This window comes from Faecousia intestinalis, assembly GCF_040096185.1.
Taxonomy (GTDB): domain Bacteria; phylum Bacillota; class Clostridia; order Oscillospirales; family Oscillospiraceae; genus JAZOXB01.
In genome coordinates this window covers 1-14,639 of sequence record NZ_JBBMFF010000194.1, presented here as the reverse complement: position 1 = coordinate 14,639, position 14,639 = coordinate 1, and the positions used below count along the sequence as shown (strand labels likewise).

Below are 14,639 nucleotides of genomic sequence, written 5' to 3'. Positions count from 1 at the left end.
AAGAAGGAGGAAAAGCGAAATGCCAAACTGTAAAACCATTGCTATCTGCAATCAGAAAGGCGGCACAGGCAAAACGACCACAACGGTCAATTTGGGTGTCGGGCTTGCACGACTCGGCAAGAAGGTACTCCTTGTAGATGCCGACCCGCAGGGCGACCTCACAACTTGCCTTGGGTGGCGAGATAATGACAGTCTTACGACGACCATTACCGATAAGCTATCCGGGGTTATCCGTGAAGATCATACAGACCCACGAAGCGGCATTCTGCATCACGAGGAAAATGTCGATCTGCTCCCTGCCAACATCGAGCTGTCTGCTATGGAAATGATGCTTGTGACCGCAATGAGCCGTGAAACCATTCTGAGAAGCTATCTGAGCAAGGTCAAAGACAATTATGACTATGTACTGATTGACTGTATGCCTTCGCTCGGTATGGTAACTCTGAATGCTTTGGCGGCGGCAGATAGCGTAATCATTCCCGTGCAGGCGCAATACCTTCCGGCAAAGGGAATGACCCAACTGATGCAGACCATTGGAAAGGTCAGGCAGTACATCAATCCGAGCCTGCGAATCGACGGTATCCTATTGAACATCGTAGATAACCGCACCAACCTCGCAAAAAGCACTGCCGACGCACTGCGAAAGAACTTTGGGAGCGTTATTAAGATATACCGTTCCTCCATTCCTATGGCAGTGAAAGCCGCAGAGGTTGCTTCCAAGGGCGTAAGCATCTACAAGTATGAGCCGAGCAGTCCTGTTGCAAAGGCTTATGCTGAGTTCGCAAAGGAGGTGTCTGCCGATGGCAGGAAGAAAGAGCGACTTCACTCTGCCGACGCTCGATGACCTGTTTTCTACACAGGAGCTTCGGGACGATGCCAAGCTCAGTAAAATCCGAGATATTCCCCTTGAGCTGATCGACGATTTTCCCGACCACCCATTTAAGGTACGGGACGACGAGGATATGATACAGCTTGTGGAGAGTGTCAAGGAGCGAGGAGTCATTACTCCGGCTACCGTGCGTCAAAAAGAGGACGGCAGATATGAGCTGATTTCCGGTCACAGGCGAAAACGAGCGTGTGAACTTGCCGGATTTGAAGCACTCCGTTGCGAGGTCGTAGACCTTGACCGTGATGCCGCCACTGTGCTGATGGTGGAGAGCAACTACCAGCGGTCGCAGATACTTCCCTCAGAAAAGGCGTTTGCCTATAAAATGCGGCTGGAAGCGATGAAGCGGCAAGGACAGCGTTCAGATTTAACTTTGTCCCCAGTGGGGACGAAGTTTGATAGAAGCTCTGAAGCCATAACAGAAGAAACAGGCGATAGCAGAAATCAAATTCATCGCTATATCCGTCTGACAAACCTTGTCCAAGAACTTCTTGACCTTGTGGACGAAGGGAAAATCAAAATGCGTCCTGCGGTGGAGCTATCCTATTTGGACGAGGACAGCCAGCGGGCGGTGGTTGATGAAATTGACCTGAACCAATGTACCCCGTCCCACGATCAGACCATTCGTATGCGGAAGTTCTTCACGGAAGGCAAACTCACACCGGAAGTAGTATCTGCCATTATGAGCGAGGAAAAGCCAAACCAGCGTGAGAAAATCGTCCTGCGTGGGGACAAGGTGCGAAGCCTGATCCCGAAGAATATCCCCGTCAGCCAAACGGAGGATTATGTGGTCAAAGCATTGGAGCATTACAGTCGTTTCCTGCGCCAGCGGGCAGAGCGTGACAGCCGATAGGCACACGGAGTATGTTTTCCGCTGTCCCCTTCCTCACACTCCATCCCCAGAACTTCCAGACTATCCGAGAATAAATAATCCATCTCCTAACTTTATCTCTATCTCTCTAAATAAGTCTATCTAAGAGAGGCTCGGAGATCGCACAGTTTGGAATTGCGCCCACCGGCGATATGATAAAAAGTTGCGCTTCAAAACGCATCTTTGTCTGAACGGTTCTCATCGGGTAAAATGTTGTCGAAGGGAGTGAAGCGTATGAAACCAAAAATCGCAGTTCTTTTACTCGCTGTGCTTCTGTGTCTGACTACGGGATGCAACAATGCCTCGCATATTGCAGAAACGCCTGACCCTATTTCTTCTTCGGACAGTAACATCGTCCCCAGTGAAGCAGAAACGGCTCAGGAAGAAAAGAAAACGGAGGTTGACCGTCCCCAAAGCACAGAATCGCAAACGGATAGCCGTGCCGCAGAGAACCCGGCAAGCGTATCGGAAAGTGCCACCCAAACAACAGCGGTTCCCGAACAGACTGATCACCGCACAGCAGTGCTGCCACAGCCAAGCGAACCCGAAAAGAAAACCGACGAGTCCGAACGCCAACCGGAAACCACTGCCCCGACAGAAAAAGAACTGCCCACACCTCCGGCAAATGAGAAATCAACGCCACCGGAGCCGCCGAAAGAAGAACCTACTGAGCCGGTCTTTGACATTGACTACTGGATCAGCTTTGCCAAGAGCTACGCCGAAAGCATCGGACTTATGCTCGACAGCGGAGCCGTGTATTGCTGGGATAACCCCATCGCCGCAGGTGTAAAATGCAAATACACCGAACGGGATATTCGTGGCTATCTCGACCGATATGCCAAGGACGGCGACATCACCGATGTGTGGATTTGGTATGAGCAGACCGGAAGCGGCTCTTATGAAATCTATATCGGCATCGGCTACGCATAACAACAAAACACATTTCACCCTGAAACGCATCGTCATTGTACGGTGCGTTTTTCGTTTTCAAGGAGGTAATCAACACAATGAAAACACATTTTTTCAAGCGAGGAATTGCAGGACTGCTTTCTCTCGTGATGTGCCTGTCCGCATTTATCGGACTTGGCACGACTACCGCCTTTGCCGCAGGAGAGCAAGCGGAAGTCTATCTCATTTCTTTTCCGAGAAGCGGAGATGCAAATCTCGACTACAGCGGTACTTGGGGACACTCCAATCTTCACTATATGAACGGTTGGTATTCCGGTGAGTCCAAGTACACTACCATTCGAGCAATGCACTCGTATGACGGAAATATCTGCTACTGCATTGAGCCGGGTACGCCGCAGGACACTGGCGACAGATACACCAGCAAGGATGAAACCTTTTGGGATAACCTCCCCTCGGATTTCAACAGCACTATTTCTCCCTACGATATGAAACTGTTCATCGGTCGTATTATGCAGTACGGCTACACGGGACCAATCAGTACCTCTTGGCGTTCTCAGAACGCAAGCGATGCCGAAACACTGGCACAGGCGATGGCGACGCAGGTTCTTATTTGGGAAACCGTGGTCGGTGAGCGAGATGAGGACTTCAATCATATCAGTCCCGGCAGCTATGATGCCGTCAAGAGTGTTGTCAGCACAGCGCACCCTCTGTATAGCCAGTTCATCAGCTACTACAACAGCATTGAAGCAAGCGTACAGCGTCACTCTGCTATTCCCAGCTTTATGGCGAAAACTCCCGGCAAGGCGCAGAATGTCGAGCTTGCTTGGAACGGCACGAACTACACCGCAACTCTGACTGACAGCAACAATGTCCTTTCCAATTATAGCTTTTCTGCGAATGAGGATGGCATTTCTTTCAGCGTCAGCGGAAACAAGCTCGTCATTACGGCGGCTACCGCACCCTCTGACAGCGTGAAAATTACTGCAAGTAAATCCGGTGCAACCCGCCGAGGTATCATTACTTGGACGGATGGAAAGTTTGCTCCCGGAAGCGGTATAGATGCCGATGCCCATTCCATAGCAGAGAAGCAAAACGAGGACAGTTTTTACACTGTCCTCGCAAAGCACTATATGAAACGGGTCGCTCATCACATTCATCAAGCTCGGCAGTATCTCCGGCAAGCCACCCTTAACGGATGGTGCAATGAGAAGTCCGAGCCACACAATCGGCAGGATGCCGAGTACGGCGAGAATGATGGAGGTCTGTCTGTCGTTATCTCGATTCACGGCAGGAGCAGTCCTTTCTTTCCACTACCTTGAACTTTTTCTTTGGGGCATACCCGACCTTGATGATAAGATCGTCCACGGCATCGGTGGATTTACCCTCATTCATCAGTTCGGTTTTGGTATCGTTCAAAGCTCGAATCACTACGCCGTGTTCATAATCGTCCAAGGCGATGTGATAGCGTTCCTCTTTCATCACTCACACCCCATCTTTCCTGATCTTTGCTTCGGTCTGCTCGGCGACGGTAGATTTCCTCCGACACACGGGAGCCAATCTCGCTCATCGCAGAACGGGTCTTGGAAAGCTCCGCACGAATTTCCTTAGGGGACTTGCCCGCCAGCTCCTCCGGAATACGGTCAATGGCGAAGTTCTTCACATCCACGCCGAACTTGCGGCAGAGCATTTCGGACACCCAGCTTTCCTATATCACCAATGTTGATGCCGGTCACGGACTAATCAAGGTCGGCTCCAGCCTTGTTCCGTTTGCCAATAAGTTCCCCAAGAACACGAAGCTCTATAAGCTGATGACCACCAAACCGGGCGAGGGTGCTTAACCCTCGCCATATAGCAGGCAATCCGCAGTTGAATAAACTGTCGAAAAGTTTTGCGGTTTATAATCGCAAAACAAATTGACTTTTGATGAGAATTGCGGTATACTATCTACAAACGGAGGTGGTCACGATGATTTACAGACCTTTGTATGTAGATAAGATTATGGCTTATGTGGATACGCCATTTGTAAAAATCCTCACGGGAGTGCGCCGCTGCGGAAAGTCAACGATCCTGAAAATGATTATGGAGAGATTGAAAACGCAGCATAACATCCCAGAGGAGCGCATTGTCAGCTGCCGCTATGACTCGATGGAATATGAGGATATGACGGCAAAGCAGATGTACGCACAGCTCAAGGAGCGTCTTTCGCCCGATGGAAAAACCTATCTGTTTCTTGATGAGGTGCAGGAAATCAAGGGCTGGGAAAAGGTCGTCAATTCGCTGGCGTCGGACTTCGATGTTGACCTGTATGTGACAGGCTCCAACTCCCGTATGATGTCCTCTGAGATCTCGACCTATCTGACGGGACGGTATGTGTCTTTCCGCATCTTCACCTTGTCCTTTGGCGAGTACCTGATGTTCAAAAGCCAATATACCGAGGTTGGAGAGCCGAAGGCAGAGCTTGCAAACTTCGTGCGCTTGGGCGGTTTCCCGGCAACGCATTTGCAGGAGTTCTCTCAGGACGAGGTCTACACCATCGTGCGGGATATTTACAACTCCACGATCTTCTCGGATATTGTCAAGCGCAATCAGGTGAGAAAGATCGACCAGTTAGAACGAGTGGTCAAATACACCTTCAACAATGTGGGCAATACCTTCTCAGCAAAATCCATTTCGGATTATCTGAAAGCGGAGCACCGTGCGTTGGACAACGAAACGGTCTACAGCTACTTGGAGAAGCTGGAGAAGGCGTATCTTCTTCACCGTTGCTCCCGCTTTGATTTACAGGGTAAGGAAATCCTGAAAACACAGGAGAAATTCTATCTTGCCGATACCGCCCTGCGGTACAGCGTCCTTGGCTACAATGCTGACAGCGTGGCATCCAGCCTTGAGAATGTCGTATACTTGGAGCTTTGCCGCAGAGGCTATACCGTCAATGTCGGTAAATCCGGCAGCGGCGAGATCGACTTTGTTGCCGTACGGCAAAATGAAAAGCTCTATGTGCAGGTGACGCAGGAGCTTCGTTCTCCGAAAACGGAAAAACGGGAGTATGAGCGTTTGTTGGAGATCCACGACAACTACCCCAAATATGTTCTCACAACGGATGAGTTCTCAGGAGGAAACTACGAGGGCATCAAGACGATGCACATAGCGGACTTCCTGTTAAGCTCTGAATATTAAACGACAGAATCGTAAAATGCTCGCTTGGCAACAGGCGGGCATTTTGCTTTTCGGAAAGGAAACTCAATGAAAAAGAAAATCTGTATGATTCTTATTGCGGTGTTTGTAGCCGTCCTCGGCACAAGCACCTATTTTATTATCGATCACTACAAGGAGTCGGATAAGCAAGCTGAGCTTTATGGCGAGCTGGCTGACCTTGTGAATGCTGCGGCACAGACGGATGCTGCAACGGAACCGGCGGAGCAGATTCCATACTCCGAGGAAAAGATGCTTCTGCCGGAGCTTGCAGAGCTTTATCAGCAGAACGGCGATTTGGTGGGCTGGATCAGCATTGCAGATACCAACATCAATTATCCCGTGATGCAGTCGGTGAATGAGCCGAATTTCTATCTAAAGCACGGATTTGATAAGGAATACTCCGACTATGGCTGTCCCTATGTGCAGGAGGATTGCGATGTGCAGGAGCCGTCCGACAATCTTGTGATCTACGGACACCATATGTCCAACGGTTCGATGTTTGCCCACCTTGAAAAGTTCAAGAACAAAGACTTTTGGAGCGAGCATCGGATGATCACCTTCAACACACTGACGGATAAGCAGGAGTATGAGATTGTTGCCGTATTCCGCACGGTGGTCTACACCGACAGCCCCGATGCATTCAAGTATTATCACTTTGTGGATGCAGTCAAGACGAATACCGACAAGGACAACCCGCAGGAGGTTGCCACGATGGACGAGAGCAAGAAGCAGATCCTCTCGGACATCTTTTGGGAGATGAACTCCATATCCTCCCGCAGGGAAAGCCACTCGGAAACGGAAATTACCGAAACGGACGACGGAAACGGCAACATCGTTCAGACGGAAACGACAGTCACAAAAACAACGCTATATATTACCGTTTCTCATTTGACAGTGGATGAAATGGCTGACCTATATGGCTTTGACGCAGAACAGCGGGAATACCTTGCCGAGCTTCTCAAGGACAAAAACAATTCCCTTTGGGCGGCAGTCCTTTACGGCATCCGTTATAGCGAGGATCAGATTGTGACCGTGGCACTTTCACAGGTCGGCAATGTGGGCGGCGAGCCGTACTGGTCTTGGTATGGCTTCGGAAGCCGTGTGGAATGGTGTGCCTGTTCGTGAGCTGGTGTGCCGATCAGTGCGGCTATATTGACACCGGGGTTGTACCAAAATATGCAGGCTGCGTGAACGGCGTCCAGTGGTTCAAAGATTGTGGACAGTGGATCGACGGTTCTGCCGAGCCTGTCCCCGGAATGATTATTTTCTTTGATTGGGATAACAAGGGTTCGTCGGGTCCGCAGGACGGACAATCCGACCACACCGGTATTGTTCAAAAAGTCGAAAACGGTATCGTTTATACCGTTGAGGGAAACTCCGGCGATAGCTGTCGGGTAAACCAGTACAGCGTAGGTCACTACGAAATCCTCGGATACGGAGTTCCGAACTACTAACACAAATGCCACCGACTCACTTTTGATGTGGGTCGGTGGCTCTTTATTTGTTATGGGCACAGTTTTTCAGCTCAATTTACCGCAAATAAGTTTGAATTTTCAACTTTTCCTTTGATTTTTCGAGAGAAGTGTGCTATAATATGTTAAACTAGTCGTCTTGTATCTTTGACTGATAATATTTTTGCCGAAGGAGAATCACTATGGCTGTCAGGTACAATAAACTTTGGAAAATCTTGATCGACAAAAAGATGAAGAAAAAAGACTTGCAAGAAGCGGCGCACATTACGCATTATCAGATGATGAAGCTTGCGCGAGATGAAAACATCACAACAGAAATAATTGGCCGTATTTGCAAAGCACTTGGCTGCACTCCCGATGAAATAATGGAATTTTACGATGAGTAAAGAAAATCGCACTGGCGCACCAAATATGGTGCATATATATGATGTAAAATATTGGAGCGTCAGCCCACGGCTGCGCAGGGGTGTAATGAGGTGTAACATTTATGGAAAGCTTTGAACCGAAGAAACTGGCGCTTATCAGAATCTGGCAGATTCTGAAGGATTACAGTGATTACGATCATCCTCTTACGCAGGAGGATATTGCAGTAAAGCTGGAAAATGAATATGGCATCGTGATTGAAAGAAAGGCGATCAGCAGAAATATTTCGCTGCTGAAGGAGGCTGGAATTGACATTGAGTCACGTAGAGCCGGCAGCTATCTCGAAAGACGGGAATTTGAAGACTCGGAGCTGCATATGCTGATCGACGGCGTTTTAAGCAGCAAATATATTACCGCAAAGCACTCCAAAAGCATCATTGAACGGCTTTGCAGGCTATCGAATAAATATTTCCGCTCCAATATCAAGCATGTTCATTCGGTCAATGATTGGTACAAAACGGACAATCAGGCTCTATTTTATAATATTGAATTGATCGACACGGCGATCGAAGAAGGAAAGCAGATACATTACGATTATAACAAATACGGAATCGATAAAAAACTCCACAAGTCCTCTCATCAATATGTGACCCCTTATTTGATGATCTTGCACAATCAGCGATATTACCTTATGGCATACAGTGAATATTGGGGCAATATGGTGTTCCACAGATTAGATCGGATCACCAATATGACCGTTGCAGATAAAAAGGCCACATCGCTCCGCAGCGTACCGGGCTATGAGAACGGCATCAATTACAAGGAGCTGTCGTCTTCCATGCCTTATATGTATACCGATCGGCCGGAGTATATCGAATTTGTTGCAGATGCCGGGATAATCGATCAGATTATTGACTGGTTTGGCAGTGATATTCGCATTGCAAAAACCGATGAGGAGAGCAAGGTCAGAATCAGCGTCAAGGCAAGCCTAAATGCTATGGTGCACTGGGCGATGCAGTATATCGATCATGTTGAAATAATCTCACCAGAATCTATGAGAGATCGAATTTGTGAGTCGTTAAAAAATGGTATGAAGAAGTATCATATGGAACAGGAGGGAAGAACATATTATGAGTGAACTAATGTTAAAAAGCGTTTATGACCTTTTAGATAAAAATTACTTTATACCCAGCTATCAAAGAGGCTACCGGTGGGAAAAAAGACAGATTCAAGACTTGTTGGAGGATCTCTATAACTTTGCATGTGATAAAGATAAAACGGATGGTTCATTTTATTGCCTTCAGCCGATTGTCGTAAAGAAATGCGATGAATTTACTAAAGTTTCAAACAACCTGCAAAGCAAACTCGATAATAATGAATGGTATGAAGTAATAGATGGGCAACAAAGGCTCACTTCCATTTATCTTCTTTTAAAGTATCTAATTGATATCGATAGGTGTGATCTTTATACTGATTATGGGAAACATCTTTTTAGACTATCATACCAAACTCGGTGCACAGATACTAACTATATTGCGGACCCATCCACGCCAAGCAATTCTTCGCCAAACGCTTACTATATAACGGAAGGATATAAAAATATCTCTGAATGGTTTACTGCTGTTCCAGAAACAAAAAGCATTCCGCAAGTAAAAAAAGTCCGAAATAGATTTATGGAATTGCTTACCAATACCAAAGATGAGTATAACGAAAACGGATATGTTCAAGTTATCTGGTATGAAACCAGCGATCCAGATCCCATTAAGACATTTACTCGCTTAAACATTGGAAAAATCCCTCTAAAAAACGCAGAATTAATCAAAGCACTTTTCTTGCAAAAAAGGGATGACAGCGAAGTTTCAAGCATTCAACAAATTCAAATTGCAAAGGAATGGGATCAAATTGAGGCAACTTTACAAAATAAGCGAATCTGGGCTTTTTTGAACAAAGATCTTCCAGATATGCCTGCGCATATTGAATTTATTTTTGATGTTATCTTTTCTGTTGATGGTGATGTTGAAAAAGACAAACTTGGCAAAGATGAATATCTTAAAATACACGGTGTGCAACCCAATGAAAATGTAAAAAAACAACGCATAGAAAAGACCAAACTCGGTGAGTGGAAATTTGCCGATAAGTATGGAACGGACGAATACGCTTCCTTCCGGTTTTTCAGTGCAAGATTTGAAAAAGTTGATCGTTCAATAATTGAGTCTGAATGGGATATCGTTCGGGAGTATTATGAAACATTTACTGAATGGTACAATAATCCTCTTTGGTATCATTATATTGGTTTTCTTATTTATTGCGGAGAGCCAATAACGAACATCTATAAACTATATAAGAATAAGACTAAGGCTGAATTTGCAGAGAATCTGATAAAGGCAATTAGGGATAGATTAAAGGTGAAGCTTAAAGTATCCGGTGATGATGAAAGCAGTGATATTGAATTCAACGGCGATCCTATCATTTACGCGAGCAAGACAAAGGACAAACTAAAGCAGCTGCTAGTCTTATATAATATCGAATATATTATTCAAAAAAATAAAGATGCTGATCATGGATATATCCTGTTCCCATTTGATTTGTTCAAATCCGAAAAGTGGGATATTGAACACGTTGACTCTTTTACAACAAATCCGTTAACTGAAAGAGAGCAACAAAAAGAATGGCTGAAAACTGCGCTTGATGATTTAAAAGAGTATGGAATTGTTTACTCCGAAAAAGAAAAAATATCGAAAAGCGAAGCAGACAAAATTGATGGCTTTTTGAAAGATCCGGAGACCAATGTTACATTCGATGAAATAAAACGGATCATATCCAAGCTTGCCGGAGAGTACTTACCAACAGAAGAAGTAAAGAGAGACGTAAAGAACACGCTTGGAAATCTAACGCTGCTGAATGCCGATATTAACAGGGGGTACGGAAATTCAATTTTTCCGTCAAAGAAAAAACGGATCACAAAAAAGGATGCAGAAGGCCGCTTTATTCCGATTTGTACAAAGAATGTGTTTTTGAAGAACTTTATTGGCGTAAACAATACTTCTATATCCTGGAGCGAAACCGATATGAAGCAATACAGAAGAAACATTATCTCTGTTCTTGATAAGTTTCTGATTAGAGAAGGTTAAGGAGCGTTCGTAATGGAAAAAAATATAGCTTTAAGGAATTCTTAACCGAAGAAGTTGAATTCATCAATAGTAATGATACAATTTCGCGTGCAAAGATTGACAAAATAACAATTCCGATAATTCAACGAGATTATGCGCAAGGAAGAAAAACTCATTCGGGCGAAAATGGTCAGCCTGTTCTGAATGCAGCCGGGCAAAAGTTTATCAATGAAATCTTTTCTACGATGATTTCTGATGCGGGGGATAAACAGCTCGAATTGGATTTTATTTACGGCTCTATTTTTACTGAAAAAGAAGAAAAAGCCGGTGCTGCAGCTGACGTAACTTATTTCAATCCCCTTGATGGGCAGCAAAGACTAACCACACTTTTTTTGATGTATTGGTTTGTCGGAGGCGTGGAGCTAGACAAGAACGGAAGAAAAAGCCTGGCGAGTATCTTAGGGAACTTCTCATATAAGACAAGAACCAGTTCGTCTGTTTTCTGTAATAAGCTTGTGAACGAGCTAAATTCAGAAGGTATTGATTATTTACTGCGGAAAGATGCCGTTTATCAGGACAGGTTAGAGGTTGAACCAAAGATCAATATTATAACGCAAATTGAAAATCTTTCCTGGTTTCACGATGCTTATAAATTGGACCCAACGGTTCAGGCGATGCTTAATATGCTTGATGAGGTTCAAAGGCAATACCTGTACCACAAATGCAATAATATATTTGTTAAATTAGAACGGTTGAAATTTTATATTCTGCCGCTCAGCAATTTCGGCCTGACAGAAGATCTGTATGTAAAGATGAATGCAAGAGGAAAGCAGCTGACCGGGTTTGAAAACTTCAAGGCTGATTTACAGCATTGGATAAAAGATAACATAGCTTCATTCCATCTTGAGGAACAGGAATATGACGGCCGAAGGATGCCGTATGACATGTTTTTTATAAACAAGATGGATAATGAGTGGTCCCAATGCTTTTGGAATGCGCAAAAAGATAGCGAGGACAAAAATTTCGATCCTTTGTTCTTGAGCTTCATCTATAAATATCTTCTAAACGAATTTATTCTTGGTTATTCAGGAACTAATAAAGGCATTGATAAAGAACCGGATTTTACTTTGCTGAGCAATGAAGTGGAGTATTCGGGCTTTTCGCTGTTTGAAAGCAATCTCTCGGAACGATCATTGAGAAATTTACGGATTCTCCTCGATCAGATTTCAGTGCATTATGATGAAATCATCGAAGCGAGTCAGCCGTGCTGGATGATTTTGCCCACAAAGTTTGATGTACTTAAAAGCAAACTGACTCTGCAGGAACGTGCAGTATTCTGCGCGCTGATAATGTATTTAATTAAAAAGGATTTCAACAAGGCAGCTTTAAAAATGTGGCTGCATGTTGTTTGGAATATCGTTGAAAACGCGAATATTGATAGCTGGAGAGCGGCGACAGGCGTTATTCAGCTAATTATGGAATTGGTTGAGCATTCTGATGACATATATGAGTGGCTTGCTGATGATTCCTCAACCATAAATTCATCGCAGTCGAAAGATACGATTGCAGAAGAAAGAAAAAAAGCGAAGCTGATAAGAAGCAATCCGGAATGGGAGATAGCTTTACTGCAAGCGGAATCGCATGCGTTTTTTAAGGGAAGCGTTAGTTTTCTCATACCTAAAGACAACAGCATAAACGGATTTAAGCATAACTATGAAATGGCCAAATCGTTATTTGATTCCAGTGGAGTCTCTTCAAAATACCAAGGCAATAGTCACATTTTGCTTAGAGCATTATTGAGCAGATATCATGCGCTAACAGATATTAAATATCATATCACAGACAAAAAGGAAAAAGAAAACTCATTAAAAAATATGCTCTCATCGGACCCGGTGGTTCGTTCTGCATTTGCCGAGTGGCTTTCTCTGCCCACTGAAGCGGATATTTATAATAAGCTGCTCGAGGAAATCGCAAAAGAATCTCCTATTCCGACAGGAAACAATGACTTCGATAAAAAATTACACCAGCTACTTTACAAGTCCACTGATCTTATCAACTGGATGCAGCAATACGGAGCCATTCGATACAAAGACAACTATATTTCAAGGCCAAACAGCTCGTATGATTGGATCTATGTTTATGGTTATAGTAATGAAATAATCGCTGAACTCACCGCGAGGGGGTGGCGCTGCGAGAATAAGTGCAGCATCGGAGAAGAGCCAAACAAAATCGAAATTCCCTACTACTGGTCGGCAGCGGGCAGAGAAATCTATGTTTCTAAGAGGATACATTGCGATGATAAGAATGTTGAGGCAAGATGCAGCGTTGGAAGCGAAGAAATTACGATTATGGTTGAAAATGTGGTGATTGATACGTTAAAGTATAACGAGCTTGTTGGTAACAAGGGTTGCGTAAAGCCATTTGCTGATAATCTGGAAAATAGAATAGAAGAAAATATAAAAGATGCCTTATATAGAAACGGTGAATGACATCTTTCGCCGGACTGTTCTTCTATATCAAAAACACCCGCATTCTCAATGTATCCCCTATTTGACGAAAGAAAACACGCGAATTAGATTGACAACTCATACGAATCCATGCAAGAAAGCAGACTGTGAGAACACAGCCTGCTTTTTCTATGCCCCTATTTTGGTACATATACTTCTGTACAATAGGACCGAACAGTTGAACAAAAGGGAATCGGGGCGTGATGGGATATGTCTGATAAAAATCAATCCAGCAAAAATGCACAATTAAGTCTTTGGGATATTTTTGGACTTGCAGGGGATATTGAGGGGAACTATTCCTCGGATGAAATCGAGAAGGTTATCGGCAAACTCCGCGCGGCCAAGCGTATTGCGGAAAAGCAGGAGGAGAATGAACGCCGCCGCAGAGAGAAAGAGGAAGCTGAGCGGAAGGTCAGGGAAGAAAAAGAGATAAAAGAAGCCCATGTGCGCGAAGTCACCTGTATGGACCTTCCCTTGGACTGGAGTAACATATTCAATTCCGATGTGCGGACGCAGGGCGTCCACACGGAAAGCATCCCGGATGCGTTGATTATGAGCCTGAGTACATTGGGCAAAGTGGATATTGAGTACATTTCATCCGTGACCGGAGCGGATTACAAGACCGTTATTTCAACCTTGAAGGGGTCAATTTATCAAAATCCACTGACATGGAACGAATGCTTTTATCAAGGCTGGGAAACGGCGGAAGAGTATCTTTCCGGGAATCTTATGCGCAAATGGAAGGCTGCAAATGAAGCAAACAAAGAGTACAACGGTTATTTCGCGGATAATATCAAGGCAATCGAAAAAGTTCTTCCTCCGACCGTAGCTGCCGAGGATATCTACATTACGCTCGGCTCACCGTGGGTCCCGGCAGATATCATTGATGATTTTATGCTTCATTTATTCGGCGACCCGTTGAGGCATTGCTCTTATAGCGATAGAGAAGAAATCATGAGAAGATATAAAACCATTCATGATGAAATCACCGGAACATGGGAAATTCCTCATAAATCCCGATATAACCACAGCGTCGGCATCAGCCGGACATACGGAACAGAGAAGCTTGAGGCGCTGCATATTCTGGAGAAAACCCTGAATATGAAAACCGTTTCGGTTACGGAGGAAGTAAGCTGTCCGGCAAATGCGTCCGGTAAAAAGCGGGTTATAAATAAGGCTGAAACGGTTGCTGCTATCGAAAAGCAGCAGAAGCTTATCAAAGCATTTCAAAAATGGGTATGGACAGACAATGCGCGAAAAGAGCGCCTTGAGATCATATTTGAAAACAATTTCGGCTGTGTGCGCAGGCGTAATTTTGACGGATCT

At 44.9% G+C, this 14,639-nt stretch carries 12 protein-coding genes and 2 pseudogenes; 13 read left to right on the top strand and 1 reads right to left on the bottom strand.

The window, feature by feature from the left end; genetic code table 11:
* Positions 1–19 precede the first annotated feature (19 nt).
* The 4 genes from WMO66_RS06305 to WMO66_RS06290 all read left to right on the top strand — a co-directional run bounded on the left by WMO66_RS06305 (position 20) and on the right by WMO66_RS06290 (position 3,985).
* On the top strand, positions 20–844 hold the full coding sequence (locus WMO66_RS06305) for a ParA family protein (RefSeq protein ID WP_349135543.1): 825 nt from the start codon (positions 20–22) through the stop codon (positions 842–844).
* Positions 801–1,739 (top strand): ParB/RepB/Spo0J family partition protein, encoded by a 939-nt coding sequence (locus WMO66_RS06300; protein ID WP_161116791.1) that lies wholly within the window; start codon positions 801–803, stop codon positions 1,737–1,739. The genes WMO66_RS06305 and WMO66_RS06300 overlap by 44 nt, the downstream gene beginning before the upstream one ends.
* Before the next feature lie 252 nt (positions 1,740–1,991).
* Positions 1,992–2,687 (top strand): hypothetical protein, encoded by a 696-nt coding sequence (locus WMO66_RS06295; RefSeq protein ID WP_349135540.1) that lies wholly within the window; start codon positions 1,992–1,994, stop codon positions 2,685–2,687.
* Between the two features lie 77 nt (positions 2,688–2,764).
* Entirely contained in the window at positions 2,765–3,985 is a 1,221-nt protein-coding gene (locus tag WMO66_RS06290; protein WP_349135539.1) for a thioester domain-containing protein, read from the top strand.
* Here the strand turns inward: WMO66_RS06290 and WMO66_RS06285 are convergent.
* Complete coding sequence (locus WMO66_RS06285) at positions 3,939–4,145, bottom strand: hypothetical protein (protein WP_016564776.1); 207 nt, start codon at positions 4,143–4,145, stop codon at positions 3,939–3,941. The genes WMO66_RS06290 and WMO66_RS06285 overlap by 47 nt on opposite strands.
* Before the next feature lie 164 nt (positions 4,146–4,309).
* Here WMO66_RS06285 and WMO66_RS06280 point away from each other — a divergent pair, with 164 nt between their 5' ends.
* From WMO66_RS06280 to WMO66_RS06240, 9 genes and pseudogenes are all read left to right on the top strand, one after another.
* A complete protein-coding gene (locus tag WMO66_RS06280) occupies positions 4,310–4,504 on the top strand; it encodes a hypothetical protein (RefSeq protein ID WP_349135544.1) in 195 nt (64 codons plus the stop codon).
* 127 nt (positions 4,505–4,631) lie between these two features.
* Positions 4,632–5,843, top strand: a complete 1,212-nt coding sequence (locus WMO66_RS06275) for an ATP-binding protein (protein WP_349135536.1) — start codon at positions 4,632–4,634, stop codon at positions 5,841–5,843.
* Positions 5,844–5,909: 66 nt separating this feature from the next.
* Positions 5,910–6,461, top strand: a pseudogene (locus tag WMO66_RS06270) (class B sortase); the annotation flags it as partial.
* A gap of 57 nt (positions 6,462–6,518) precedes the next feature.
* Positions 6,519–7,315, top strand: a pseudogene (locus tag WMO66_RS06265) (CHAP domain-containing protein); the annotation flags it as partial.
* A 200-nt stretch (positions 7,316–7,515) separates the two neighbouring features.
* Positions 7,516–7,719 (top strand): helix-turn-helix domain-containing protein, encoded by a 204-nt coding sequence (locus tag WMO66_RS06260; protein WP_349135535.1) that lies wholly within the window; start codon positions 7,516–7,518, stop codon positions 7,717–7,719.
* Between the two features lie 101 nt (positions 7,720–7,820).
* Complete coding sequence (locus WMO66_RS06255) at positions 7,821–8,834, top strand: helix-turn-helix transcriptional regulator (RefSeq protein WP_349135534.1); 1,014 nt, start codon at positions 7,821–7,823, stop codon at positions 8,832–8,834.
* Positions 8,827–10,827, top strand: a complete 2,001-nt coding sequence (locus WMO66_RS06250; RefSeq protein WP_349135533.1) for a GmrSD restriction endonuclease domain-containing protein — start codon at positions 8,827–8,829, stop codon at positions 10,825–10,827. Before WMO66_RS06255 ends, WMO66_RS06250 begins: the two co-directional genes overlap by 8 nt.
* 62 nt (positions 10,828–10,889) lie before the next feature.
* A complete protein-coding gene (locus WMO66_RS06245) occupies positions 10,890–13,295 on the top strand; it encodes a GmrSD restriction endonuclease domain-containing protein (RefSeq protein WP_349135541.1) in 2,406 nt (801 codons plus the stop codon).
* Positions 13,296–13,523: 228 nt separating this feature from the next.
* Positions 13,524–14,639, top strand: a 1,116-nt coding sequence (locus WMO66_RS06240) for a DUF8437 domain-containing protein (RefSeq protein ID WP_494337456.1), incomplete at its 3' end; no start/stop codon positions are given.

Bases quoted from the DNA above. Each gene is read 5' to 3' on its own strand.
- WMO66_RS06295 (WP_349135540.1), top strand. From the start codon at position 1,992: ATGAAACCAAAAATCGCAGTTCTTTTACTCGCTGTGCTTCTGTGTCTG.
- WMO66_RS06290 (WP_349135539.1), top strand. From the start codon at position 2,765: ATGAAAACACATTTTTTCAAGCGAGGAATTGCAGGACTGCTTTCTCTC.
- WMO66_RS06255 (WP_349135534.1), top strand. From the start codon at position 7,821: ATGGAAAGCTTTGAACCGAAGAAACTGGCGCTTATCAGAATCTGGCAG.
- WMO66_RS06300 (WP_161116791.1), top strand. From the start codon at position 801: ATGGCAGGAAGAAAGAGCGACTTCACTCTGCCGACGCTCGATGACCTG.
- WMO66_RS06305 (WP_349135543.1), top strand. From the start codon at position 20: ATGCCAAACTGTAAAACCATTGCTATCTGCAATCAGAAAGGCGGCACA.
- WMO66_RS06250 (WP_349135533.1), top strand. From the start codon at position 8,827: ATGAGTGAACTAATGTTAAAAAGCGTTTATGACCTTTTAGATAAAAAT.
- WMO66_RS06280 (WP_349135544.1), top strand. From the start codon at position 4,310: ATGGCGAAGTTCTTCACATCCACGCCGAACTTGCGGCAGAGCATTTCG.
- WMO66_RS06275 (WP_349135536.1), top strand. From the start codon at position 4,632: ATGATTTACAGACCTTTGTATGTAGATAAGATTATGGCTTATGTGGAT.
- WMO66_RS06285 (WP_016564776.1), bottom strand. From the start codon at position 4,145: ATGAAAGAGGAACGCTATCACATCGCCTTGGACGATTATGAACACGGC.
- WMO66_RS06260 (WP_349135535.1), top strand. From the start codon at position 7,516: ATGGCTGTCAGGTACAATAAACTTTGGAAAATCTTGATCGACAAAAAG.